Source organism: Actinoplanes sp. NPDC051346, assembly GCF_040682215.1.
Lineage (GTDB): Bacteria > Actinomycetota > Actinomycetes > Mycobacteriales > Micromonosporaceae > Actinoplanes.
The window spans coordinates 292,385-317,040 of sequence record NZ_JBFBAJ010000003.1; the positions used below are offsets into that span (position 1 = coordinate 292,385).

Annotated in this window: 19 protein-coding genes and 1 tRNA gene; 8 read left to right on the forward strand and 12 right to left on the reverse strand. The window is 68.6% G+C overall.

Annotated elements, in window-relative coordinates; genetic code table 11:
• Position 1 precedes the first annotated feature (1 nt).
• Positions 2–385: a helix-turn-helix transcriptional regulator gene (locus tag AB0M36_RS09660; protein ID WP_364154893.1), complete on the reverse strand. Its 384-nt coding sequence runs from the start codon at positions 383–385 to the stop codon at positions 2–4.
• A gap of 66 nt (positions 386–451) precedes the next feature.
• A complete protein-coding gene (locus AB0M36_RS09665; RefSeq protein WP_364154894.1) occupies positions 452–616 on the reverse strand; it encodes a hypothetical protein in 165 nt (54 codons plus the stop codon).
• A 381-nt stretch (positions 617–997) separates the two neighbouring features.
• On the opposite strand from AB0M36_RS09665, the gene AB0M36_RS09670 reads away from it, so the two are divergent.
• Both AB0M36_RS09670 and AB0M36_RS09675 read left to right on the forward strand, forming a co-directional pair.
• Positions 998–1,942, forward strand: coding sequence for a hypothetical protein (locus tag AB0M36_RS09670; RefSeq protein ID WP_364154896.1), 945 nt, complete (start codon positions 998–1,000; stop codon positions 1,940–1,942).
• The gene (locus AB0M36_RS09675) at positions 1,939–3,642 is read left to right on the forward strand and encodes an insulinase family protein (RefSeq protein WP_364154897.1); all 1,704 of its coding nucleotides are present in this window, start codon (positions 1,939–1,941) and stop codon (positions 3,640–3,642) included. The genes AB0M36_RS09670 and AB0M36_RS09675 overlap by 4 nt, the downstream gene beginning before the upstream one ends.
• Before the next feature lie 10 nt (positions 3,643–3,652).
• On the opposite strand, the gene AB0M36_RS09680 is transcribed toward AB0M36_RS09675, so the two are convergent.
• Positions 3,653–4,231: a DUF3558 family protein gene (locus AB0M36_RS09680; RefSeq protein ID WP_364154898.1), complete on the reverse strand. Its 579-nt coding sequence runs from the start codon at positions 4,229–4,231 to the stop codon at positions 3,653–3,655.
• 374 nt (positions 4,232–4,605) lie between these two features.
• On the opposite strand from AB0M36_RS09680, the gene AB0M36_RS09685 reads away from it, so the two are divergent.
• A complete protein-coding gene (locus AB0M36_RS09685; RefSeq protein WP_364154899.1) occupies positions 4,606–6,996 on the forward strand; it encodes a hypothetical protein in 2,391 nt (796 codons plus the stop codon).
• A gap of 91 nt (positions 6,997–7,087) precedes the next feature.
• On the forward strand, positions 7,088–7,498 hold the full coding sequence (locus AB0M36_RS09690; RefSeq protein WP_364154901.1) for a hypothetical protein: 411 nt from the start codon (positions 7,088–7,090) through the stop codon (positions 7,496–7,498).
• Positions 7,499–7,517: 19 nt separating this feature from the next.
• On the opposite strand, the gene AB0M36_RS09695 is transcribed toward AB0M36_RS09690, so the two are convergent.
• The 3 genes from AB0M36_RS09695 to AB0M36_RS09705 all read right to left on the reverse strand — a co-directional run bounded on the left by AB0M36_RS09695 (position 7,518) and on the right by AB0M36_RS09705 (position 12,010).
• Positions 7,518–7,694, reverse strand: coding sequence for a hypothetical protein (locus AB0M36_RS09695; RefSeq protein ID WP_364154903.1), 177 nt, complete (start codon positions 7,692–7,694; stop codon positions 7,518–7,520).
• A gap of 647 nt (positions 7,695–8,341) precedes the next feature.
• Positions 8,342–9,937: a hypothetical protein gene (locus AB0M36_RS09700; protein ID WP_364154904.1), complete on the reverse strand. Its 1,596-nt coding sequence runs from the start codon at positions 9,935–9,937 to the stop codon at positions 8,342–8,344.
• A 651-nt stretch (positions 9,938–10,588) separates the two neighbouring features.
• Positions 10,589–12,010: a hypothetical protein gene (locus AB0M36_RS09705; protein WP_364154905.1), complete on the reverse strand. Its 1,422-nt coding sequence runs from the start codon at positions 12,008–12,010 to the stop codon at positions 10,589–10,591.
• Between the two features lie 228 nt (positions 12,011–12,238).
• Here AB0M36_RS09705 and AB0M36_RS09710 point away from each other — a divergent pair, with 228 nt between their 5' ends.
• Positions 12,239–13,153 (forward strand): hypothetical protein, encoded by a 915-nt coding sequence (locus tag AB0M36_RS09710; RefSeq protein ID WP_364154906.1) that lies wholly within the window; start codon positions 12,239–12,241, stop codon positions 13,151–13,153.
• Positions 13,154–13,363: 210 nt separating this feature from the next.
• On the opposite strand, the gene AB0M36_RS09715 is transcribed toward AB0M36_RS09710, so the two are convergent.
• From AB0M36_RS09715 to AB0M36_RS09730, 4 genes are all read right to left on the reverse strand, one after another.
• Positions 13,364–13,531, reverse strand: a complete 168-nt coding sequence (locus AB0M36_RS09715; protein WP_364154907.1) for a hypothetical protein — start codon at positions 13,529–13,531, stop codon at positions 13,364–13,366.
• A gap of 1,025 nt (positions 13,532–14,556) precedes the next feature.
• Positions 14,557–14,630, reverse strand: a tRNA-Met gene (locus tag AB0M36_RS09720).
• Positions 14,631–15,300: 670 nt separating this feature from the next.
• On the reverse strand, positions 15,301–18,270 hold the full coding sequence (locus AB0M36_RS09725) for a UPF0182 family protein (protein WP_364154908.1): 2,970 nt from the start codon (positions 18,268–18,270) through the stop codon (positions 15,301–15,303).
• A gap of 109 nt (positions 18,271–18,379) precedes the next feature.
• A complete protein-coding gene (locus tag AB0M36_RS09730) occupies positions 18,380–19,408 on the reverse strand; it encodes a PDZ domain-containing protein (RefSeq protein ID WP_364154909.1) in 1,029 nt (342 codons plus the stop codon).
• Between the two features lie 90 nt (positions 19,409–19,498).
• Here AB0M36_RS09730 and AB0M36_RS09735 point away from each other — a divergent pair, with 90 nt between their 5' ends.
• Complete coding sequence (locus AB0M36_RS09735) at positions 19,499–20,743, forward strand: zinc-dependent metalloprotease (RefSeq protein WP_364154910.1); 1,245 nt, start codon at positions 19,499–19,501, stop codon at positions 20,741–20,743.
• Positions 20,744–20,791: 48 nt separating this feature from the next.
• Here the strand turns inward: AB0M36_RS09735 and AB0M36_RS09740 are convergent, their stop codons facing one another.
• Together AB0M36_RS09740 and AB0M36_RS09745 are read right to left on the reverse strand one after the other, a co-directional pair.
• The gene (locus AB0M36_RS09740; protein WP_364154911.1) at positions 20,792–21,388 is read right to left on the reverse strand and encodes a hypothetical protein; all 597 of its coding nucleotides are present in this window, start codon (positions 21,386–21,388) and stop codon (positions 20,792–20,794) included.
• A gap of 54 nt (positions 21,389–21,442) precedes the next feature.
• Positions 21,443–21,976: a M48 family metallopeptidase gene (locus AB0M36_RS09745; RefSeq protein WP_364154913.1), complete on the reverse strand. Its 534-nt coding sequence runs from the start codon at positions 21,974–21,976 to the stop codon at positions 21,443–21,445.
• Positions 21,977–22,641: 665 nt separating this feature from the next.
• On the opposite strand from AB0M36_RS09745, the gene AB0M36_RS09750 reads away from it, so the two are divergent.
• Positions 22,642–22,803 (forward strand): DUF5679 domain-containing protein, encoded by a 162-nt coding sequence (locus AB0M36_RS09750; protein ID WP_015625326.1) that lies wholly within the window; start codon positions 22,642–22,644, stop codon positions 22,801–22,803.
• 439 nt (positions 22,804–23,242) lie between these two features.
• A complete protein-coding gene (locus tag AB0M36_RS09755; protein ID WP_364154914.1) occupies positions 23,243–24,655 on the forward strand; it encodes a hypothetical protein in 1,413 nt (470 codons plus the stop codon).
• Position 24,656 lies beyond the last annotated feature (1 nt).

Below are 24,656 nucleotides of genomic sequence, written 5' to 3' on the forward strand. Positions count from 1 at the left end.
GTCACGCGGAACGCCGGCGCCGGAGCACCTTCCGGTATGGATCGATCATCCGATCGAGCACGGTCTCCAGCGCCCGGCGGTCGGCCGCCGGGATCGGCGAATCGTCGGCCAGCATCCGGGCCAACTCGTGCACCAGGGGGTGTGCGGGCGCCGGCTTGGGCACGGGGCCGGCGAGCCGATCCGGGTACGCCGCGAGCACCAGATCGTTGATGCTCTTGCCCAGCACCGGCGCGATCCGCTCGATGGACCGGATCGTGGGCCGCTGCTCCTCGCTCAGCCAGCGCAGCACGACCGAGGGATCCATGCCCACGGTCCGAGCGAAGTGGGTAGGCGTCGGAAACCGGGCGGCGTGGATCGCTTCCTTCAGATAGCCGCCGAAACTCATTCGTGAAGCATAGGCCGGGGGAAGGATGACTCGACACATTGGTTGAAGCGCCATGTAATGCTAGCGTCATTGGCTGGATAACCAATGGCCGGCCGGCCATCCGCGCATGAGAAAGGTCGTGGCGCCGTGGTGCAAACAACGATCATGGCGATCCTCCCGGTGCTGACCGGCGCGCTCCTGCTCCTGCTCCAGTTCCTGCTCAAGCGCCGGCGCGCCGACGCGAATCTCCACCAGCCCCTTGGTCCCGGCGGCGCTCATCCTGCAGCGCCGCCGGCCCCGGTCCCACACCCGCCGGCGATGGCGGTCGCCGCGGGTGTGGGACCGCGGACAACACCACCCGTCCGGGTTACACCGCGGCCCGCCCGGCGTCCCGCCGCCCCGGCGCCGCTCCCGACGCCGGCGGAGATCTCACCCGATCGAGTGAGCCCCGCCGCCCGGCGAGCGGCCAGAAACAGCGGCGCGTCCCGCTTCTCCCCGATGGGCCGGAGCACGGCCACCGAATCCGCACGCCACTCGCCCTTATGACCGAAGTGGCCCTTACATACTGATTGCTCGATCGCAGCGACACGACCGGGGCTTTGCGGGCTTGCAAGATCTTCTATGCTGCCCGCCATGTCTTCGTTCAGCGACGTCGTGCTCGATCCGGCGGCGGCCTACCCCGAGGTCAGGGGGATCCGGGCGGCGCTGGCCGCCCGGGACTGGCCGGCCTGCCGAGCCATGCTCGACGCGGCGACGCCGGTGGCCCGTACCCGATTGATCATCATCGGTGCGGACGAGCCGGACCTGGAAGACTTTCTGCGTACGGTGCTGGGCGACAACCCCGACGACGGCACCGCCAGCGCCATGCTCGGCAGCCACCTGACCACCGTCGGATGGAACGTCCGCAGTGGCGCCCGGGCGAAATACGTGACCCGCGATCAGTTCGCCGTCTTCCACGACTGGCTCGCCAAGGCCGAGCGGGTCCTGGTCGACGGCGCGGCACGCAATCCGGCGGATCCCGCGGTGTGGACGGCCCGGATGCCGACATCGCGCGGGCTCGAGCTCAGTCAGGCCGAGGCACGCCGCCGCTACGACCGTCTCGCGGCGACCGACCCGCACCATCTCCCGGGTCAGGAGCACTTGCTGCAGCAGCTCTGCCCCAAGTGGGGCGGCTCCTGGCAGGAGGTGCACGAGTTCGCCCGGGAGGCGATGCGCACCTCACCGCCCGGCTCGCACAATGCCGTGCTGGTCGCCGTGGCACATCTCGAGCGGTGGTTGGACCTCGACAGCGGCGAGGACCGCGAATATCTCAGGACCTCCCAGGTGCGCGACGAGGTCTACGAGGCGGCCGGGCACTCGGTGTGGAATTCCCAGTTCCAGCGCACGTTCGGCTGGGTCTCGGTGATGAGCGCCTTCACGATGCTCTTCAGCGAGATGGGCGACCAGCGGGCGGCCGCACCGCTGTTCGCCGCGATGGGCCCCCTGGCCTCTAAGTGGCCATGGTCCTACCTCGGCGACCCGGAGACCGTGATCCCGGAGCGCCGCTACTGGGCAACCGGATCGCGAGGAGCGAGATGATCAAGCAGCTCGACGTCGACGGCGTGCCGACGCTGCTCGCGCCGACCACCGGGCCGATGCACGCCGGCCTGGTGTTCCGGGTCGGACAGGCCGACGAGACGCTGGCCCGTAAGGGCATCACGCACCTGGTGGAACACCTGGCGTTGCACTCCCTCGGGGTGGCCGACTACCACTACAACGGCGCCACCGGGGTCGAGCACACCTACTTCCACATGCAGGGAGGCGCCGAGGAGATCACCGGCTTTCTCACCGGCGTGTGCGCAGCGTTGCAGGCACTGCCCATGCAGCGCCTGGCCACCGAGAAGGAGATCCTGCGGACCGAGCGCAACAGCCGCGGCACCGGCGCGACCGAGCCGCTGCTGGTGTGGCGCCACGGCGCCCGCGACTTCGGCCTGTCGTCCTACCCCGAGTGGGGCCTGTCCGCGCTCACGGCCGAGGACCTCCGCGAGTGGGTGGCCCGCTACTTCACCCGCGACAACGCCGCTCTCTGGATCGCCGGCGACGAGGTCCCGGCGGGCCTGCGGCTCGACCTACCCGCCGGCGTCCGGCGTCCGGCACCCGCGGCGTCCTGCGCCCTGCCCGTCACGCCGGCCTGGTTCAGCAGTCCGTCGGGCGTGGTGGCCTGGGACACCGTGCTCCCACACAGCGCCGGTGCCGCGCTCTTCAGCTCCGTCCTCGAGCGACGCATGTTCTCCGAACTGCGCCAGCAGGCCGGGCTGTCCTACTCGACCCACACCGACTACGACGTACGCGGCGGAGACACCGCCGTGATCACGGCGATCGCCGACGCGCTGCCCGAGAAGCAGGGCGCGGTGCTCGGCGGCTTCGTCGATCTGCTGGCCGCCCTGCGGATCGGCCGGATCGACGAGGAGGAGGTGACCTCGGTCGCCCACCAGGCCTGCGAGTCCACGCGACAGGCCGACGCGCAAGGCGCCCGGCTGCCGGGTCAGGTGTTCAACCTCCTCGCCGGCCGGCAGGTCCGGGAGGCCGAGGAGATCATGGCGGAGATGCGCGCCGTCTCCCGCGACGACGTGGCCGCCATCGCCGTCGAAGCGTACGACGCGGGCCTGCTGATGACGCCCGGCGGAAGTAGCGCCGACTGGGCGGGCTACGCGGCGGCGCCGGCCAACTCCGACCAGGCGGTCGAGGGCACCCGCTATCGCGCCCTGCACCAGCAGGAACGCTGCGTGATCGCCGGCCCGGACGGCGTCAGCGCCATCTCCGGCGACGACATCGCGACGGTCCGCTACGACTCCTGCGCGGCCGTCCTGGCCTGGCCGGACGGCGGCCGGCGCCTGTTCGGCCACGACGGGATGGTCGTCGCCGTCGAACCCACCCTCTATCGCAACGGCGCCGAGGCGGTGCCGGACATCGACGCCCGCGTGCCCCGTGAGCTTCGCGTCGACCTGCCGCCGCGGGACCCGGAGGACATTCCCCAGGCATCGCGCGTACCCGGTCGCCTCCGCTGGCGGCAGAGGTTCGGCTGGTGGCGCACCGCCCCAGCCGCGAAGATGCGACTTATCCTGCCGTCCCTGCTGTTGGTCCTGCTGAACGTCGGAGCGGTGCTCGCGCTGATCGGATTCCAGGTCTACCAGGAGCGCGTGCGTCTGCTGTCGCTGATCCCCATCGCCTTCTGCGCCACCTACGCGGTGCGCTACGGCCATCGCCTGATCACCATCATCCGGGCCTTCCGGAACTGAGGGGGCGCGGTCAGATCCTCGGCATCAGCACCTTGGCGATCTCCGTCGCCTTCGCCAGGTTCTCCTCGTCGCTGTCGCCCCGCGAGTAGACGTCGATCGAGACCGTGCCGCAGAGCACGTACAGGTGGCCGGCCAGGGCGAAGGCGTCCTCGCCGACGCCCTCCACCGGTTCGGCCTCGGCGATCTTGACGGTGAAGTCGGACTCGGTCGTCCGCGCCAGGAACACCGCTAGCTGGCCGCCCGGCTGCTGCCACTGACAGAACCGGGAGGCGTCCCCGGGCTCGGCGCCGTCCCGGTCGATCTGGCCGATGCCGCGGCCGGTGAGGTCCTTGACCTCCGTGTCATCGAGCAAGGTGCACGGGTCGGGGATGTCACCCGCGTCCTTCACCGAGTCGCCGAACCCGGAAGCCGACGACGGCGTCGGCGAAGGTACGCCGTCGGCGACGGTGGGGACGGGCGCGGAGTTGGCGTCGGAGTCGGTGAGCCCTCCGCAGCCGGTGAGAGCGGCGACGGCGGCGAGAGCGGTGCAGAGGCGCTTCATGGCGCTCAGGTTGCCGGGCACCGTGGGCCACGGGAAGAGCCACGTCATCCATACAGGTACAGATTTCGCTCGGCAGCGAACGGGTGATGCCCCCTCCTCCGTTCGGACTACCGAAGACTCGGAATGTCCACAGAGGTACCTCTCCCGGCAGTCTGCTACGGCCGCCCTCGCGGCCGTAGCACGCTCGTCCCCGTCGGAGGTCGCAGCTCATGGAGCCCGTTGTGCCCGATCCCACCTCGCGCCCGTTGTCGCTCTCCCGACGTCGAGCATCGGTGTTCCCGCGGTCCGGCACAGCCCGGATACGACGCGCGGCCGACGCGTGGACGTCGGTCGCGCGCGAATCGACTCGTGAGGGGCGAGATCTGATGGGACACATACAGCGCGGGGGACGACTCCGACCGCGCAGGACGACACTCGCCGCAGTGGTGGCGCTGGCTTCGGCGGTCACCATAGTGGTGGGCGACCAGCCCGCGGCCGCCAAGGCGTCGGTCAAACCGGCGGCCGCGGCGGCGCGGGCACCGATCACCACGCCGCGAACCACCGCCGTGGACGTGTCGGCGCAGACCGGAAAGTCGATCACCGGCCCGATCACGGCCTGGAGCACGGGCTCCGGCAGCGGGCTCGTCGAGCACATCGCCGGCACCACCACCAGCGGCGCCCTCGTGGTCTTCTGGCGGTCGCAGAACAGCGGCTGGCAGGTGGTCGACGCGTCCGCCGAGGCCGGCAAGCAGGTCCGCGCCAACTCGCCACTGACAAGCTGGACAGGCAAGGACGGCGACGTCACGGTCGAGCACGTCGCGGCCGTAGGCGCCGGCGGCGAGCTGCTCGCATTCTGGTGGTCGCCCCGCACCGGCCGGTGGCAGTTCGCCGATGCGACGGCGGAGTCCGGGCAACGGATCGCGCACGGCCTGACGAGCTGGCAGACAACGGACGGCAACGCGACGGTGGACCACATCGCGGGCGTCACCTCCGACGGCCGCCTGGTGGTCTTCTGGTGGGCGCCCGGCGGTGGCGGCTGGCGCGCGGTCAACGCGTCGGGCGAGGCGGGCCGCGCCTCCCTCAGCTCGCACACGCTGACGGCCTGGAAGTCCAAGGACGGCAGCTTCACCGTCGAGCACGTCGCGGCGGTCGGCTCCGGCGGCGAGCTGCTGGTGTTCTGGTGGTCGCCGCGCACCAGCCGCTGGCAGTTCGTGGACGCGAGCGCGCAGGCCGGACCGCGGGTCGGCGGCGGCCTGACAAGCTGGACCTCGGTCGACAACGGCGTGACCGTCGAACACATCGGGGCCGTCTCCAACGCACGGCAGCTGGTGTTCTGGTGGACGCCGACCGTCGGCGGATGGCGGGCGGTCGACGCGACCCAGACCGCCAGGGGACCGGCCGTCAACGGCGGCTCGGCGAAACTGTCCCCGCCGCCCCTGCAAACCACGCCGGAGATGGTCGTCTCCCGCTCGATCGGCAACCGGCTGCTCCTGCACTGGTGGGCGCCCACCCTCGACTGGCAGGTCGCGGACCTCTCCACCGCCACCGGACACCTCGTGTACGGCGACCCGGTGGCCTGGCGCGCCTCCACCGGAACCCGCACGGAGCGCATCGCCGTGCTGGGCGCGAGCGGCCACCTGGTGGTCTTCGAGTCCGCCGGACAGGAACGGCACATCGTCGACGCGCTCCGCACGCCGGTCGCCGCCAACAACGTCCAGCACAAGCGCAACCTGCGCCGCAAGGTCCTCACGATCCTGTGGGACCCGCACAAGCCCACCATCCCGCGCCCGACCCGGGAGGCGGCCGAGGCGTCCGTACTGGGCGCCACCCGCAGCGTCCGCGACTTCTTCCTCCAGAACAGCGGCGGCCAGTTCACGATCGAGAACGCCGGCGTATTCGGCTGGTACGACAGCAACTACGCACCGTCGGAATACTGGCCCACCGACGGCAGGCCAGGCCGCGACAGCGGCGCCGAAGCCATCCGCAAGGCCGCGGCCGAGTTCGACTTCGCCCAGTTCGACACCAACAACGACGGCGACGTCCACCAGGACGAGCTCGCCATCCTGTTCATCCTGCCGGGCGACGGCGACGGCGGCGGCCTCATCCGAACCGTCGGCGAGGACTACACCGACCGCAACACCGCGCGGGGCATCACCGTCGACGGCAAGCGGATCCGCTCCATCGCGGAGGTGAGCCTCGGCGCTCCGCCCGGCCCGGGCATCAGCGCGCACGAGCTCAGCCACCTGATCGTCGGCCTGGGCGACATGTACTTCGACTACTTCAACCCGTACGCGTCGGCAGCGTATTCGCTGATGGACCAGGACGGTCAGGCCCCGCACATCGACGCGCCGTCCAAGCTGAAGCTCGGCTGGCTGCACCCGCGCCCGATCCTCAGCTCAGGCCGATACAGCCTCAAGGACGTCGAACGCAACAACGAGGCCTGGGCGCTCTACAACCCGGCCCGGCCCAACGAGTACTTCATCATCGAGAACAGGTGGGGCGGCACCTCCTACGACACGGTGCTGCCCGACAAGGGCCTGGCGATCTGGCACGTCATCGACGACGAAGCGACCTGGCGCATCGCGCCACCCGGGGTGTCCCAGTCCAACTGGGACCGCGCCGGCGGGTGGGCAAGGCTCGGCGTCCGCCTGATCCGCCCATCGATCGCCGCACCGCTCGACGACACCAAGTCGCTGTGGTCCCAGACAGACCCGGAGGCCGCACAGGACCTGGCGCTGAAGTGGGCGGACGGCACGCCGAGCGGCTTCGTGCTGCGTGGCATCTCCGCCGCCGGTGAATCGATGTCAGCCCAGATCCAGGTGCCGGCCCTCTAACCGGACGGGGGCCGCCGGTGGGATCGGCGCGGCACTCGCCCGATCCCACCGGCGGAGGCGCTCCCTTTACTCCATGTCGTAGGATCCAGGCATGGTTGAACGCGTTCAAATAGCTACGGGGCAGGGCGAGCCCCACCCGGGGAGACGCCTGCTGGTGAAGGTCGCAGTGCTCAACGGCCTGCTGGCCGTGGCCCGGCCCGGCGGCTTCGACAACTTCGACTCCGGAGCCCTGCTCTGCGCGCTCGTCGTGGCGACCATCGCCCTGCCCCTGGCCATGCGCACCTGGCGATCCTTCGCGGCGACCAGCCTCATCGTCGCCGCGCTGCATGCGGCCCTGGGCACCATGGCCATGTTCGGCGGGCTCTGGATCATCTGGTGCAGTTCGGCGATCCTGCTGCTCGCGTTGACGCCGGCGGCCCGCTGGCGGCCGAGTCACATGGTTCTCGCGCTCGCCGCCCTGCTGGTGATCCCGTGGAGTGTCTTGATCTGGATCTGGAGCTGAGCGGCCCACGCTCCTCAGATCAGTGGAAGTAGGCGTGTGCGGTTTCAGGGACCTCGCCGTCCCACGGCCGGAACGTCTTGAGGGCCGGGTTGAAATACACGAAGCCTTCACCGCCCTGGCCCTCGTCCGCCACCCAGCGATAGATCACCCCGTCGGCGCCCGCGCCGTGCGCCCAAATCCCCAAAGACGCGGTCATAGTCGCCTCTCCAAAATGTCGGTCAGGTCCGTCATGGCAGCTGGTAACCGAGCCCATCATTGGCCGCGGCTTTCGAATCCCAGGTGAGGCCGGCTTCGAGCGCCGCGGCATGTGCGCGCCGGTAACTGGGATCGCCGGTGCTCGATCGCCTGACGGCAGGTCGTCGCTCGCGGCTGCGGTCTTATCCACCATCGTGTCGCCAGCGCTCTCCCCCGCCGGCGACGTCTTCAGCCCACCGAGATCCTGCCCCTCGCCATCCTTCCGCTCGACGAACCGCCCTTCGCCAGCCGGCCCCTCAACGGACTGCTCCTCGACGTCCTGCGTTGAACGGGCAGAGCCGCGGGGGCCTGGTCGCCTGTGGCCACCTCACGACTGCCCTGCCCAGGGTCGCCGTTCCCTCCAATCGCTCTGACCTGGGCATCGACGGGTCTCGCCCGCGGACTGCGCTCGGCAAGCACGTCCTGCTCGTCGACCAACTGACGCCGGGCATTCTTTCCAAACGGCGGCCCATGGTCGTTGGCCAAGGAGTACTGGCCTTGGGTGTTCGTCAATGCCTGACGGGACACGCCTTCTTCGGCTGGCGAGGGCCGGACCGACATCATCGTGACCCGCCGCCAGCCTCCCGGTCGCACTCCTCGCGTGGATGCTCACCGCACGCCGAGCCCGTTGCCCGGCCAGCCACGACGATTCCTGTCCGGCCGTGCCATGAGCGCACCCGCGGCGATCAGATCCAGGACGACCTTGGCCGCGTTGCCCGCGGCCAGTTCCTGCGCATCTGAATCCTTGTCCCGACCCCAGTCGCAGATTCCCTTCACGACGATCCATTCTGCGCCGGCACGCGCAGACGATGCATACACTCCCGAGCCTTCCATTTCGCCACCGAGCGCATCCGGATAGCGGTCTTTCAGCTCCGCAAGGAGTCTTGCGGAGTCGACAAGCACGTCCCAGGACAGCAGAAGACCTGTCCACACGCCGAAACCCGAAGGTGGCGCCATCACACGAAACACCTCGACCAGCCGATGGCCGGCGGTGGTCTTGTCACCTCGATCTCGGCTTGCGGTCGCTCCGACACGAAGACGGATCACCTGAAGCTGCTCAGCCACGATGACATCCCCGAGGCGTTGCCGCCCCTCGTCCAGTCCGAAGCAGACTCCCAACATGATCACGAAGTCTGGACGCCACTCATCCAAGATGCCGGGAAGGCTATAGGCCGTCGATACTGGACCCGTCGCACCCTGACCGACCTGTGCCAGCAACACCTCGGTGCCGCCGATCACGCCGAGACGGTGGACGGGGTGAACGCCCGCGGATTCGCATACCGATTCGGCGACTCCGTGCTGACGAGCCTGCCGCAAGACCGCCTCTCTTTCCACCGGTGTAGCCACGACGAGGAGGATCCGGTTCCGGTGATAGATTTCGTGCATCCGCTGTCGGTGCTCTTGGCGCAATTGGTTGCGATACCCCGCATAGCGGATCGTGGCGGCCGCCGCGATCATGGCCGTGACCAGCAATAGGAGGCCGATCATGAGACCGGTACTCCGGGCGAAGAACGTCCCCGCCGCCAGGCCCGGCGGCTCCTGCCACAGCAGCCGATAGGCAACCCACTCCAGAGCAGACGCGTACGTAGCGGGGCGATCCGCGCACGAATCGCGACATGCGGCTCGCTCCCAGTCCGCCACATAGGAAGCTGTCGAGAGCAGGAATGCCGCAAGTGCCGCAAGCCAGAGAAAGAAGAATGAGCCTGTCTCGGTGATCCGATTCCGGAGAACCGGCAGCCTCCGTGGAACACGCACATTGACCTCCTGGTCATCGTCGATCCGCAGGCCGTTCGCCCAGTCGGCCACCTGGATTCGCATCCGCTCGGTGGTGATGCCGTCTCGAGGGCAGGCCAGCGCAGTGTCGGGGCCGGACAGGACGGCAAGCCTCTCGTCGACGGAGGCGAGCAGGGCGGCCGAGCCCCTGACCTCGTCGTGGTGACACAGCCGCAGAGTCCATTCCTCGAACGGCAGCGTCTCAGCGGCTATCCGGCCCGCGTGGGGGCGCCCTCGCACCAGCGCCCGTAATCCGCGCCAGCAATCTGCGAGGAGATGGAATATCTGGTCGGCGGTTACCCCGAAAATGAAGACGATTTCCAGGATATGCAGAGCGAACCAGGTAAACGCAGGTCCAGTTAACGGACGCAGTGCGACGATAGCCAAGGCCGCCAGAAGAAAGGCTGTGAAACTGATCAGCAAAACGATCACAGGCCACTGATGGTCAATCCATCTGCGCGCCCTCCCGCTCCCCGCGAGCGCGCGATCGGCGGGCCGGCTGAGCATCGCGAACGATCGCGGTCCGTGCCAGATCAAGCGACCTTCCCGTGCAGCCCGGTAGAGCTGCCATGAGACGGGTGCTCGCGTTCGGGCAACGCCGATCGTTCGGGGACGCAGAAATCCTATTGCCCCGCCGCCGAATTCGGCGGCGCGCATCGAACGCACGGCATCACGAAAGTCTCCCCTTGACAGCTGTTCGCAATCCATAGGGTCACGTTAAGACGCCGAGCCGCCAATCCGCGACGGACGAGTCGCACTCCCGTCAAAAGACGTCTTCCTCGGCGGAGAGGTTCTATATGTGATAGCCGGAAAGCCGCTCCCGGGAAGCGTCGACTGCCGTGTCGGCGGATCCACGTTCACATTCCTGAAGAAGGCGCCTCCTTCACTCGACCGATCTTTAGCTATCCGTGTCGACATGGCAGTCATGATCCGTTCCGTTACGGAGCTCAGTTCGGACTTGCCGCCAAGCGCGGATGATCTGCGGAAGCCTCGACAACACTTCGCTGATTTGTGTCAGCAGGAGCGTAAGGCAACCAAAGGCAGCAAGGATGATCAGGCTCAGGTCGTCCCAGCTCACCGGACTCACCAGCCGAGTGGCACGAGTCGCGAGATCCAGTCGAGGGCGTCCACCCCCAAGCGCTCGGGCGCTTCGAGCAACGAGGTCTCCACAAACGCGAGGTCGACTAATGCTTCGGGCGCGCCCGAGCGATCCAGCGGGGCGAGGCGTTCCATCGCGGTGGAGACGGTGCTGGGCCAGCCCGGCATGCCGAAGTGGGTGGGGGCCTTGAAGGCGGCCGAAGCGGCTCGGTGCAACAGGCCGGCGCGCCACCCTCGCTCGCGCATCATCTCCGCGGTGAAACAGACCTGGTCGTTGACGTGCTGGACCAACTCCACCATCGATCCAGGCAAAGCTCGCAGCGAGAGGCGCGTGCCACCGGCCCAGGGAAGGTCTACGTCCGAGGCGACGGCCACAAGTGCGAGCAGCGCCTCGGGCCCATCAGTGCGCGCGGTGGCCAGCGCCGTGCGGGCTCGACGGTAAAGATCGACGCTCTGGACGAGGATCTCCCCGCTGTTCAGCCCACCATCGACCGCCCACACCTCGTCCAGCGGTCCTTCTCGCCACGCGTCGATGACCAGGCCGACCGCCGCCGCGCTAACCAGGGACTCCGTGTCGTCGGTGTCGATCCCGACGTGCCTCAGGGCAGCGGCGGCCTGTCTTCCGACGTTCGAGAATCGGCCGTGCTTTCGCTCAGTGCCGGCAACCCCCGAGGGGGCCGCGAATCGCGGTGCCAGAGGATCGGGTGTCACCCGCTCCAGGGCGATGCCGAACTTCGCCAGGTCGTCGAAGACGGCGTCCGCTCCACAGTCGATGTACGTAGCATCGTGACGTCCCAAGCAGCCTTCCGGACATTCGAACTCCTCGCACATCTCGGGCTCCACCCGACCGGCCTGGTTGAGAAGGTGGTAAGCCAACCGGCTCGCCACTGCCTCCCGCGCCGTCATCATGGCCAAGTCAAGACGGAAAGCCTCGTCCTGAATCCGCCGATCCTCCTGACCTACTGAGGCTGGTTGCTCCGGAGCATGGGGGATCCAGTTGTACGCCGACTCAAGCGAGATCAACAGCCAGGCGATATCCATTGCCTGGGTATCGTTGCTCCGCACCAGTCCGGCGACTGCCTCGGCGGCCTGCCGCACGCCGGCCACTTGGGCAAGATGGCGTTCACGCACCGCATTCCAGGACGCGCCCTCTGCTCGGACGTCCTTGGCGTCATGAGCCAGCGCGGCGTCCCGGTCCCGTCGCGCGCGGGTGATCAACCTGGTCAGACACGATCGGCATCCACACAGCCCGGATTTCGGTGTCGGCCCCAGCGGGACGGCAGCACGGCCCTCGCCGAACGGCTCGTCGCACAGGCAACAATGGAGGCCGCCGACCTGCTGTGAACTGGGAAGGTTGAGCAACGCGGCGGCGCGGATCGCGTCATGGGCGTAGGAAGGGATGTGCATGCGCGGCGACTCCTCGGACGACGGCGCTCCATCGGCGCCGCATCCATGCTCACCTCTTCAATTGGCCGCGAGTCACAGTTTGGCGGTCAGCCGACGAACTTGACGAATATTGACCTTGACCCGACTCGCGGCCCCTGCTGTGCTCACGAGACTTGACACCTTGGACGAGGAGAAGCCCTCTTGGTCAACGCCGGTACACAAACTCAGAAGGCAGACCGACAAGGAGAGTTGACGGATGCGTTGCAGGAGTTGCATCGCTCGGCAGGCCGGTTGAGTCACCGGAAGGTGAGCACCCTCATCCGTAACCGAGAGGACCTATTGTCATGTGCGAGCCACGAGACCGTGCGCTCCGCCGTCAACGGGATGCGAGTGCCACGCTGGGAGACCGTTCACGACATCGTCATGGTCCTGGCCGGATTGTGTACACCACCCCGAGACGCGGCGTCCGAGATAGCGAGGTTCCTACCGCTGTGGCGCGCGATCGGCGAAGGGGAATCCGGCACGCTTAAGTCCTTCCAGGAGCTCGTCACCGGCGGCTGGGGAGGTGCCGATGGCAAGTGGACAGCAGATTTGGTCATGGGCGTCCTGGTCAACCCCTTCAACGCCATCGAGATCCATCCATCACTTTCCGTCCCGCACGAGCCGTCGATTCCCGAAGAGCAATGGGTACGCGCGATGGCGCGAGTCATCGAGGAACACGGGGCCGAACATGTGCTGCGGATCCTGCTGCACACATTGAAGGGTGACTACGTCGGGGCGGAACGGGGCGCACCGTACGGCTACCAGAATCCCGACCGAGAGGCCCGAGATGCGTACGCGGCCTACGACTACGGCTGTCAGGAGATCCGGAAGCGTCTTGGCCGTGAGCCCAACCTGCTCGCGGACTCTGTTCGTGCCATGCGTGCCGACGAATCGATGGAGCGGGAAGACCGGGCTGAGATGCTGGAGAACGAGGCCGATCTGAGCCTGATGCGCGAGGTGATGATCGTGACTCCGGACACATGGGAAGAGGTTTCGGAGGAGGCGCACCGCATGGTCTTCGGCTACCTGATCAAAGAGATCGGCCCGATCGGGCCGCCGGGTCTTCCTCACAGCGAGCGGTTCGAGATCACCTGGCGCATTCCCGAGACGCCCGCGGTCTGACTCAACGTCGCCAGTGGCGTCCTCCCCGCTCGGCTTCGAAAGCGCCTTTCGCGCCCTCGCCTGCGATCGCCTTGCAAACGACCGACAATGCCAGGTCCAATACCCCCCGACAACAGCCCGTGGGCTTGCAATACATTGACGGGAAGCAGGTCGCCGTGCGCCAGCCGCATGGGGGTGGCTACCGCAACCAACGCGCTTAGCTGGCCGCTCTCATGGCCGGTGAGTAACCGATTCGTCGTGGTACCGGTTCAGCCGCTCGGTGTAGTCCCACAGTGCCCGTATCGCGTCCATCAGCGGGGACGCGCCGGCGGTGGTCAGCCCGCTCGGGTACCGCTCGGCTGCCACCGGCGTACCCGGCATGCGGCTCGTGACCAGCACGCCGGCCTCCGGCGAGGCAACCAGCAACCGTGGCGCGGGCACCGGCAACGGCAAACGCCCGGTAGGCGGCGATCTTCGCCGCGAACTTGCGCCGCCAAACGGCGCGTAGTGCGGTGAGGAGCTTGACGATGACTGGCTCCCCGGCGAGGACGCGGCTCAGAACGGCGCCTTTGGCGCTACGGGCGAGGTCGGCTACCGAGATTCGCCGGGTCGGACCCGTGGCTCCTGAGCCTGTGTGACGGATTCCATGACCGCCGGATGCCACGATGCCCGACCGCCTTCGGACCGGGAAGTGACGAGCAGCTCAGCGAGGCCCGGCAAGGCCGAGCCGACCGCGGCGACGGTCGTCCTGCGCCGTGTCCCGCCCGGACACGGCGGCAGGCCGTGAAGGCGTGGGCCTGCCGACCGCACTTGCGCACGTGCCGGTCGGGCGGCCATGCCACCGCCGGAGGAGCCCCCATCGGCCGGGGAGCGCGCGATCCTGCTGGTGTCCCTCCTGCCGGTGGTGCTACTCCAGCTGGGATTCGTGGCGGTGATGATATGGCAGGTGGTCGCCTCGGTGGCGGCCGGCGACGTGGTACTGGTGGTGACGCTGGTTCCGTTGATCATGTACGGCGCTTGGCGAAGCTGGCAGATCAGCCGACAGCTGGGGCGCCAGCCGGCGAGGCCGGGAGAGACGCACTGGGTGGTCTCCGCGTACACCTCGGGGGCTTCGAGGCGCCGGTGGTGACTCTGGGGCGGACCAGCGTCAAGGCTGGTAGCCATCCTGCTCAAGTGGTCGATCTCCGGTCCGGGCGTGAACGCCGGCACCGTCAAGTCGGCCAGGTTCCTATGCGACGGCGCGAGCTACAGGATGGTCAACTCGTGCCCGCCTCGGCCGTCGACGGCCTGGAGTGCGCCGCCGGCAACGACCCATCGACAAGCAGAACCTGAAGGACAGATCTCCGCGAGTATGCTCGGACGAAGATCAAAAAACGCGGTTCCCCTGGCGTAGGGAACCGCGTCCTGACCTGCGATAACGCTAGTAGCGGGGACAGGATTTGAACCTGCGACCTCTGGGTTATGAGCCCAGCGAGCTACCGAGCTGCTCCACCCCGCGTCGGTTTCACCACTCTATCCCGAGTCTCCCCTGGCCCGCAAAGCGACCCCCCGTAACGCTCACCACACCGCTTCTTGCCAGGCCACGCCGCAAGGCCGGCCGGGTCACGCGGCCGCAGCCGCCCAGGCCACGCAGTGAGGCGGCAAGGCCAGGCGGTTGAAGGGCGCCCAGGCCACGCAGTGAGGCGGCAAGGCCAGGCGGCTGAAGGGCGCCCAGGCCACGCGGTCGATGGCGCCCGGATCGAGCGGCCGAAGGAGCCCAGGTCGAGCGGATGAAGACGCCTAGGTCAGGCGATTGAGGAGCACCCAGGTCACGCGGCTACCGAGCGCCCGGCGGGGCACGCGCTTAGGGCAGCCAGAGCGGGCAGTCGAAGCGAGCAGCCAGAGCGAGGAGCCACGGCGGCGGCCACGGCGGAGATGGCGGCGGCCCGCCGGGGTGAGCCGGCGGGCCGCTGTCGTGTGCGTGCGGAGGCCATCACCCGCCGCACTGCATGTCGTGCGGGGCGGTTAGCCGCCGCAGTCCTGTGTCGTGCGGCGGCCGTAGCCGCCGCAGTCCTAGACGCGCGAGGGCCGTAAGCCCCGCGGTTCTATGCGCGCGGAGGTCGTCAGCCGCCGCGGTTCTGTGGGATGCGGAGGTCGTCAGCCCCCGCAGTCCCGTGAATCCGGGCCCGTCAGCCGCCGCTGGGTGTTGGGGCGGGCGCCGACGCCGGCGGGGCCGAGGCCGGCGTCGACGGTGGTGCCGATGTGCCGGCAGGTGGGGAGGCCGGGGTGTTGGCGGACTTCTGGGCGTTCTGGAAGTTGGTCATCGCCGTGTCGAGGGCCTGCAGCGCCTGCCCGTACTTGGCGAAATCGCCTGACTTCTGAGCTGCCTTGACGTCGGCGATGGCCTTGTCGAGGGCTGCCGCCGCCTGGGCGAGTTGCCCGGTCAGCGCCGGCGGGGTTCCGCTGGGTGGGGTGCCTGTGTTGCCCGGCGTCGTCGTGGTGGGGGGTGGCTGGTTCTTACCCTGGGCCACGAGCTGCTTGAGGCCGGCCTCGAGGTTGTCCGCCAGGACGACGTACGTGCCGCCGTCGCCGTACGACATCAGCACCCTCTGCAGCAGCGGTACGGCGTCCTGTTGCCCGCTCTTCACGTACACCGGTTCGACGTAGAGCATGCCGTCGCCGACCGGTAGGGAGATCAGGTTGCCGTACAGCACCTGGGACTGGTTGCTGTTGGACAACAGGGTGAGCTCGGATCTCACCGTCGCGTTGTTGGTCATGCGTTGGTGGACCTGCACCGGCCCCTGGATGGCTGTCTGGTTCGGCAGCTCGAGCACCTCGAGTTTCGGCTCGCCGTCCACGTATGAGCCCGAGATCAGGGCGGCAAGGTTGTCGCGCCCGTTCGGGGTCACCGCCGAGGTGAGCTGGAAGCGGGTGCCCGCCTGCCCGGGTAGCTGCACGTTGAGGTAGTACGGGGGCTGCTTGACCGCCTGGTCCGGGTTGTCCGGCGCGTTCGGCACCTGCCAGAAGTCCTGACCGGAGAAGTACGTCGCCGGGTCGGTCACGTGGAAGCGGGCCAGCAGGTTGCGCTGCACCTTGAACATGTCCGCGGGATAGCGGAAGTGCTCCTGCAGCGCCTTGGGCGTCTCCGCCTTCGGCGTGATGAGCTTGCCGCCGAACGCCTGGTTCCACGCCTTGAGGATCGGGTCCTTGTCGTCGAACTCGTAGAGGGTGACGGTGCCGTCGTACGCGTCGACGGTCGCCTTCACCGCGTTGCGCATGTAGTTGATGTTGTCGCGGGCGAGCGCGAACGTGCCCCGGTTGGTGAGTTCGTCCTGCGTCTCCTCCTGCAGGTTGATCCGCTGGGCGTACGGGTACGTCGCCGAGGTCGTGTACCCGTCGAGGATCCACTTGATCCGCCCGTCGACCACGGCCGGATATGGGTCGCCGTCGATGGTGAGGAAGGGAGCGACCTTCTCCACCCGCGAGCGGGGGTCGCGAACGTACATGAGCCGCGAGGAGTCGTTCACCGCGTCCGAGAGCAGGAAGTTGCTCTCGGTGTTCTTGATCGCGAAGACGAGTCGGCGGAAGAACGAGCCGATCGGCACGCCGCCCTCACCCTGGTAGGTGTACCGCTCCTCGGCGTTCTTGTCGGCCGACTGCGGCCGGTCGAACTCGACCTTCTTGGCGTCGTCGGTCTGCCCGACGATCGCGTATTCGGTGGACTGCTCGCCGAAGTAGATCCGCGGTTGCTCGACCTTGATCTGCTCGCTGTCCGAGGCGCAGCCGGGCTGCTGGTCGTCGCCGAGGAAGCCGGAGACGAAGTAGGGCAGACCGCCGCAGACGATGCGGTTGGCGGGCGCCGCGACCATCCCGTACCCGTGGGTGAAGACGGTGTGCCGGTTGAGCCAGTTTTGCTGCTGCTCGGTCAGCGCCTGGTCGTTGATCTCACGGACGCCGATGATGTAGTCCTGGGACTTGTCGGTGACCGTGTAGCGGTCGACGTCGAGCTTGGGACCGAAGTCGTAGAAGCCGCGGACCTGCTGCTGCTGGGTGTACGCCTGGGACACCAGCTGCGGGTCGATGAGCCGCACCGCCTGAGCGCTGGGGTTGTCCGCCAGGTTGGCCGGCGGCACCGTGGTGGACGCCGCGTAGGGCCGGACATCCGTGGCGCTGAGCGCGAACGCGTCCCGCGTGGCGGCGATCGACCGCTCGATGTATGGCTTTTCCTTGTCCGCCAGACTCGGCTTGACCTGGAAGTTCTGCACCGCGAGCGGGTAGATGCCGCCGATGGCCACCGCGGAGATCGCCAGCAGCGCCAGCGAGACGCCCGGCCAGACGAGGTTTCGCATGACCGCGTTGGAGAACACGACGATCGCGATGGCGACCACGATCGAGATGTACGCCAGGATCTCCTTGGCCGGGAGCAGGGCGTTCACATCGGTGTAGCCGGCGCCGTAGAGGCCGGGCGAGACGTGCTGCTCCAGCAGCAGCGCGCGCCGGTCGAGGATGTAGGCGACCGCCTTGAGCAGCACGAAGATCGCCACCAGGGTGGTCAGGTGGGCGCGCGCCGCCGAGGTCATCCGGTCACCGACGCCCTGCAGCCGCACACCCCCGAAGATGTAGTGCACCGCGAGCGCGCCGATCACCGACAGCACGACGGCGGTGAAGGCCACCCCGAGCACGTAACGCAGCAGCGGGTAGTCAAAGACATAGAAGCCGACGTCCACGTTGAACTGCGGATCCCGCACTCCGAACGTCTGGGAATTCTGGAAGAGCGTCCACTCCTTCCAGCGACCCTGGGCGGAGAGGCCGGCGAAGAAGCCGATGACCACCGAGATCACGGCGATCCAGGTGCCGAGGCGCGGCTGGACCACCATGCGGTAGCGCTCGAGGGTGGCCTGCTCGGCCGAATGCGGGCGCAGCAGCGGACGCAGGCGGTAGGCGAGGTAGAGGTTCGCCGCGAGGATCAGCGCCATGGCGAGACCGATCGCGGCGAAGAGCAGGAGGCGGGTCAGGAGGACGCCGGTGTAGACGCCTGTCTGTTCGACCTCGTCGAACCACAGGTAGTCGGTATAGGCGTCGATGCCCCAGCCCAGCACCGTGAAAAGGAGGAATACCCCTACGAGGACGCCGACGGTCACGCGACCGCGCCGGCTCATCCTCGGTAGAGGACTGTTACGCATGACCAACGTGAACCCCACAAAGTCTCAAGACCGGTTCTTCACTCTAGGGTGTTGCGCTGTTCGGCTCCGGGCGCCTGTGGATATCTCATGACACCGTGCACGGCCGGGGCGTACCCCCGGCGGTGAAGGTCTGCAGTGCGGTCAGCGCGTCGTCGACCGTTTTCACCTTGGCCATCGGCAGGCCCGGCACGGCGTTGCGCAGGGCTTCGGCGCAGTTGTCGGCCGGAACCAGGAAAAGTTGCGCCCCCGCCTCCTTGGCGCCGACGAGCTTCTGCGGGATGCCGCCGATCGGTCCGACGCTGCCCTCGTCGTCGATCGTTCCCGTACCCGCAATGATCTTGCCGCCCGTAAGGTCTTCGGGCTTGAGCTTGTCGATGATGCCGAGGGTGAACATCAGGCCGGCGCTCGGGCCGCCGATCTCGTCGAGGTCGATGGCGACAGTGAACGGATGCGGCTGCTTCTTGTCTATCGACACGCCGATGCGCGGGGTGTCGTTGCCGTCGGCGACCTTGGTGGTGACGCGGGCGGTGCCGGACTTGCCCGCCCGGCTGTAAGCGATCGCCAGCGTGGTGCCCGCCGGCTTGGCCTGCACCAGCTCGGTGAGCTTGTCCGGGCTGGTGACCGCGGTGCCGTCCACGGCGGTGATCACGTCATCCTTGCGCAGCATCCCGGCCGAGGCGCCATCCGCGACCACCTCGGCCACGAAGACCTGCACCGGATAGCCGAGCTCACGCAGCGCGACCGTTTCGGCGCTGGTCTGCGAGGACTTGAACTCCTCGGCGTTCTGCTGCTCCACCTGCTGCTCGCTGCGGTTCGGCGGATAGATGAGGTCGCGGGGCACCACGGCCTGCTCGTCACTGAACCAGCCGCGGATCGCCCAGACCAGCTCGACGCTCGGCTGGACCCCTACGGTGGTCAGCCGGAGCTGACCCTTACTGGTCGAGGTCTGCGCCTTCGTCACCTGGATGACCTCTTTGCCGTTGTCCGAACCGAGCGTGTTCACGGTCGGACCGGGCTTGAGCACCACGTAGGGCAGTGGCACGGCCATGACTCCGACTGCCAGCAGTGCGGTGATCAGGGCGCCGAGGATGACCGTGACACCGCGACGTCTCATGCGCGTGACCGTACCAACCGACCCTGAGTTCTCTCTGAGCTGACACCGGCAACGGGCACGACGGGGTCCGACACGCGTACCGTTGGGGACGTGCCTGATATCCCGTTCGGCTTCAGCCTGCCGGGCGCCCAGCCGCCCGATCCCTCCGACCCGCAGCAGATGCAGCAGTTCATGAATCAGCTGCAGCAGATGTTCGCCGCGCCTGGAAGTGGCCCGGTCAACTGGGACCTGGCCCGCCAGGTGGCGGCCAGCCAGCTGAGCGCGACCGGCGACCCCTCGGTGAACATGTACGAGCACAACGCGGTCTCCGAGGCTCTGCGCCTCGCTGACCTGTGGCTCGACCCGGTCTCCTCCCTTCCCTCGGGCGTCCGCGACGCGACCGCCTGGAACAGGAACGAGTGGGTTTTCAACACCCTCGAGGTCTGGAAGAAGCTGTGCGACCCGATCGCGGGCCGCATGGTGGGCGCGATGGGTGACCTCGTGCCCGAGGAGGCCCGCGCGCAGCTCGGCCCCATGCAATCGATGGTGGCGACCCTCGGCGGCGCGCTCTTCGGCGGTCAGCTCGGCCAAGCGCTGGGCCAGCTCGCCGCGGAGGTGCTATCGGCCGGCGACATCGGCCTGCCGCTCGGCCCGGGCGGCACGGCCGCGCTCGTCCCGTCCAACATCAAGACCTACGGCGACGGCCTGGAGATCCCCGAGGACCAGGTCAGACTGTACGTGGCATTGCGCGAAGCGGCCCACCAGCGGCTGTTCGAGCACGTTCCGTGGCTGCGCGCCCACGTGCTCCACGCGGTGGAAACGTACGCGAACGGCATCACCGTCAACCGCGAGGCGATCGAGGAGGCGATGAGCCGGGTCGACCCCTCCGATCCCGAGTCGATGCAGGCGATGGCGCTCGAGGGCATCTTCACCCCGGAGGACACGCCGCAGCAGAAGGCGAGCCTGGCCCGCCTGGAGACGGCCCTGGCGCTGATCGAGGGCTGGGTCGGCCACGTCGTCGACAGCGCGGCGGGCGAGAGGCTCCCGTCGGTGGCAGCGCTCAGTGAAGCGTTCCGCCGCCGCCGCGCCGCGGGCGGCCCGGCCGAGCAGACCTTCGCCGCCCTGGTCGGCCTGGAGCTGCGCCCGCGCCGCCTGCGCGAGGCCGGCGCCCTGTGGTCGGCGGTCACCGAGGCGCGCGGCGTGCAGGGCCGCGACGCGCTGTGGGACCACCCCGACCTGCTGCCGACGGACGAGGACTTCGCCGACCCGGACAAGTTCGCCCGCAGCCAGCTCGACTGGGACATCTCTGAACTCGACAACCTGGGCAAGGGCGACGAACCAGAATCAAATTCCTGATGTCGTAGCTCGGTGGGGTGCGGGGCTCTGCCCTTGCACCTCACCGGGTCACCCGCCGAGCAGCGCCCTGGTGTTCTCCCAGCCCTCCAGCGCCGGGTCGAGGGTGGCAAGGTCGGCCGGCCCGCGCAGCCGCCGCCAGTCCGCAGTCGATTCCACGAGGCTGGGCTCCGGCGCACCGCGGCGCAGGGTCATCGGGGTGGCCGAGTCGAGGTCGGTGTCGACCAACCACTCCGGCACGGGAAGCCGTGCGGCGACCGCGAGCACCCCACTCCCGGGCCCGGTCGGGGCAACTGCGACGGGTTTGCCACCGAGCGGCCGCAGCAGCTTGCCCAGGATCATGCCCGGCACGTCCGCGGCGTCGGCGGCGAGCACGGCCGCCTGGTCGAAACCGTCCTTCTCCGCGGCGGCGAAGACGGGAAGCACGGTCGGCGAGGGCACCTCGTAGATCGGCATGCCGGGCCAGGCGACCTCCCGGGCCAGCGACAGATCCCCGCTGGTGGCCGCGATGGCCGGCTCGGCCTGGGCCAGGCGGGCCAGCAGATCGACCACGTCCTCGGCCAGAGCGGCGCGCCATCGCACCAGGTCGATGCCGGGCGGGCTCCACGAGACAGGGTTCAGCAGCGCCACCACCACACGTCTGGTCACACCCGAACGCTAGCGGCCCGGTCATCTCCGCAACCTGGCGCCGTCCCGTTCCGATCAGTCGTCGGCGAGCACCAGGCCTGTGGCGGCGGAGATGCCCTCGAGGTAGCCACGCGCGCGTTCGGCCTTCGGATAGCGGCTGACCAGCTCCCAGAACGCGGCGTTGTGGCTCGGCACGACCAGATGGGCCAGCTCGTGCAGCAGCACGTAGTCGATGACCCAGTCCGGCATCTCCTGGATCCGGTGCGAGATGCGGATCGTGCCGTCGTCGGGCGTACAGGAACCCCAGCGACCGTTCTGGTTTGTCACCCACCGCACGCTCGCGGGCGCGACGTCACCAGCGTGGTCACTGAGGTAGCGCGCGATCAGCTTGTGGGCCCGACCGAGCAATTCATTGTCCGTACGTCGGACGCGCTCCTCGCGGGCGGCCAACCGGGCTAGCATCCGCGCGACCCACTCGGTCTCCTCTGCCCGGGAGAACCGATCGGGGATGAGGACGACGACCCGCTCGCCCTCACGATAGGCGGACACCGTGCGACGACGACGCTGGCTGCGCCGCACTTCGACGACAGGCTTGCGCGTCCTGGCCATTACCGGCTCGCGCGGCCCAGACTAGGGTTCACATTGCGACGTTAAACGGTCAGGGCCAGGTCACCGCAAGGGTACGGCAAACGACACGCACCCAAAATGTGAGCTTCGCCCCAGAAGATCCGAAAATATTTTGCATGCCGGCAACACGCGGACGCGGAACGGGCCACGCTACACCTTCCCATTCACCGCCACGACGCGCCTCAAACCTCGCCGGTGAGGAACTCCGGCGCCCCAGCCGGGGTCGCGGGCAAGCTTCCCGTGTCGTTCGACCTGGTCGCGCTGTCGTCGCTGCCGTGCAGGCCTCGGCGCACCTCTTCTTGCACATCCCGGACGGCGAAGTTTTCCGCGCGGAACGTCCTTTTTCTGCCGGTGTGAAGTAATTCGTCGGCGTGTCCGCCGGTATCTGCCCACAAAGGCTCATCCCGACCGGCACACTCACGACGTCGACGTCACCGCCGACGCTGCGCTGACATGGAAATGGCCGGACCTGGGTAGTGACCGCCCCGAGCGGGTGGCCACATCCACGTGGTCGCGGAGCGGTCCAGCGCCGAACACAGATCGCGGCCTGTCGCCGCGAGCAGGGCCCCGGGCAGGTCCAGGTCACCGACCTGATCGCATCCCGGGGCATCGGGCCGACCCGGCCGACAACATGACGAGGAGGAACCGTGGCCGACAACACGTACAACGGCTACTGCGTGAAGTGCAAGGAGAAGCGCGACTTCCAGGGCACCGTTGAGGTCTCGAAGACCGGCATGAACATGGCCAAGGGCAAGTGCCCGGTCTGCGGCACGACGGTGAACCGCATCCTGGGCAAGGCGAAGGCCTGACCGGACGCTACTGAAGGCGGGGGCGGCCGATGGCCGCCCCCGCCTCGTTCGCACCGGATCACCGCCGCGATGGCGGGCGGGCCGCAGGCGGGACATAAGGGACGGCAGCGCCGGACTCGGCGAGCACCGACCCGGGCATCCCACAGCCGCCCATCGAAGCGCGCCCACGGCAGCCCCGTCGGCGTCCGTCCCAGGGCACCCCACTTCGCGGGCAGCTCTATCGGAGTCCGCTCCACGCGGCGCCCCCCGCACCGAGGTTGTCCGGTTCACCCGCGCGGGTCGTAACCCGTGTTCAGTCCGCCACGTTGAGTAGTTGTTCACGCCTCCCAAGCCCCCTGTGGATAACTCGCCCCAGCTTGTGGACAACAGAGGACGGGCGTCCGTCGTGCCTGTGGATAACCAACTCGCTCCGAGTTGAGCTCGTGACACCCTGTCAAGCATGAGCGGAACTCCCCTCTCCCGCCCCACCCTGCTCCCCGGCCTCCTGCGCACCTGGCACGGCAGCTCCACGCTGCAACTGGGCTTCCGGCCACCCCGCGCCGTGCTGATCGATCTGCCCAACCCGGCCACCGCCCGGCTGCTCACCCTGCTGGACGGTTCCCGATCGCAGCGAGAAGTCCTCCGGCGTGCCGCCAGGCTCGGTGCACCCCCAGCCGAGGCCGAGGCCCTGCTCGACTCCCTGTCCCGTGCCGGCCTGGTCGTGTCGGCACACACCCTCTACCCCTCGGGCTCCGACGCCGAGCAGCTGTCCGGCGAAGCAGCCGCCCTGGTCCTCGCCCCAGACCCGACCAGGCCACCCGCCGGGCCGTCGTTCGTTCCAGACCTGATCGACGCACCCACAGGCCCACCGCCAAGCACAGATCGCGCCGCGCCGCCCCCAGGCCAACCGCCGATTCCGGGCCAGGCCGGAACACCCGCCAGCACACCGCCGAACCCACACCCGGCCCGCACACCCGCCAACCCACCACCCAACCCACACCCGGCCCGCACACCCGCCAACCCACCACCCAACCCAGACCCAGCCCGCACACCCGCCAGCTCGCCGCCGGCCAAGAGCGATACCGAGCGGCCCGCAGTCCCTTCACCAATCACGGATCTGACCGGTCTGGCTTCGCCCGTGGGCGCGGACACCACGGCCGCGGCTGTTCTGCGTCGGCGGCGGGCGGCTCGGATTGTCATTCGGGGACGGGGACGGCTCGCCGCGGGGATCGCTGTCGGCCTGGCCGAGTCCGGAATCGGTCATGTGCACGCCGACCTGTCCGGCGCCGTCACCCGTCAGGATCGGATCGCTGGGCCGCTGCGGGACTCCGCCGTGGGCACACCCCGCAGCGCAGCGGTTACCGCCGCCATCCTGCGTGCCGTTCCCGCGACCGGGACCGGGGCGATCCGCCGGGGCGTTGCCGACCTGGTCGTCCAGTTGGACTACGACCAGCCCGTCGCGCTGCTGGCCGCCGGGTATGGCCAGCGCCGCCAACCGCACCTGGCGGTGGCGATCCGTGAGGCCGCGGTCGTGATCGGTCCGCTGGTCCCGGCCATCGGTGGACCCTGCCTGAACTGTTTGGATCTGCACCGCCACGACCGAAATCCGGACGCCGCCCGGCCCTCGCCCGATCCTCGCGACGGTGAGCCCTGTGCGGCGGTGACGGTGCTCACGGCCACCGCGTACGCCGTCGCTCAGGTGCTCGACTTCGTCGACGGGCAGGTGCCAGCGAGCCGGGGAGCCGAGATCGAGATCGGGGCGCCGGGGCGGCTCCGACGGCGGAGCTGGGCCTCCCATCCGTGTTGTTTCTGTGTAGGAAGTCGCGGTGGACCCGCGCGGGGCGGTCGAACGCCGCCGCGCCGGGCACAATGAT

What these genes read in the sequence shown, in the direction of transcription:
- AB0M36_RS09660 (WP_364154893.1), bottom strand. Translation starts at nt 385, where the DNA reads ATGAGTTTCGGCGGCTATCTGAAGGAAGCGATCCACGCCGCCCGGTTT.
- AB0M36_RS09670 (WP_364154896.1), top strand. Translation starts at nt 998, where the DNA reads ATGTCTTCGTTCAGCGACGTCGTGCTCGATCCGGCGGCGGCCTACCCC.
- AB0M36_RS09675 (WP_364154897.1), top strand. Translation starts at nt 1,939, where the DNA reads ATGATCAAGCAGCTCGACGTCGACGGCGTGCCGACGCTGCTCGCGCCG.
- AB0M36_RS09680 (WP_364154898.1), bottom strand. Translation starts at nt 4,231, where the DNA reads ATGACGTGGCTCTTCCCGTGGCCCACGGTGCCCGGCAACCTGAGCGCC.
- AB0M36_RS09690 (WP_364154901.1), top strand. Translation starts at nt 7,088, where the DNA reads ATGGTTGAACGCGTTCAAATAGCTACGGGGCAGGGCGAGCCCCACCCG.
- AB0M36_RS09695 (WP_364154903.1), bottom strand. Translation starts at nt 7,694, where the DNA reads ATGACCGCGTCTTTGGGGATTTGGGCGCACGGCGCGGGCGCCGACGGG.
- AB0M36_RS09705 (WP_364154905.1), bottom strand. Translation starts at nt 12,010, where the DNA reads ATGCACATCCCTTCCTACGCCCATGACGCGATCCGCGCCGCCGCGTTG.
- AB0M36_RS09725 (WP_364154908.1), bottom strand. Translation starts at nt 18,270, where the DNA reads ATGAGCCGGCGCGGTCGCGTGACCGTCGGCGTCCTCGTAGGGGTATTC.
- AB0M36_RS09730 (WP_364154909.1), bottom strand. Translation starts at nt 19,408, where the DNA reads ATGAGACGTCGCGGTGTCACGGTCATCCTCGGCGCCCTGATCACCGCA.
- AB0M36_RS09745 (WP_364154913.1), bottom strand. Translation starts at nt 21,976, where the DNA reads ATGGCCAGGACGCGCAAGCCTGTCGTCGAAGTGCGGCGCAGCCAGCGT.
- AB0M36_RS09755 (WP_364154914.1), top strand. Translation starts at nt 23,243, where the DNA reads ATGAGCGGAACTCCCCTCTCCCGCCCCACCCTGCTCCCCGGCCTCCTG.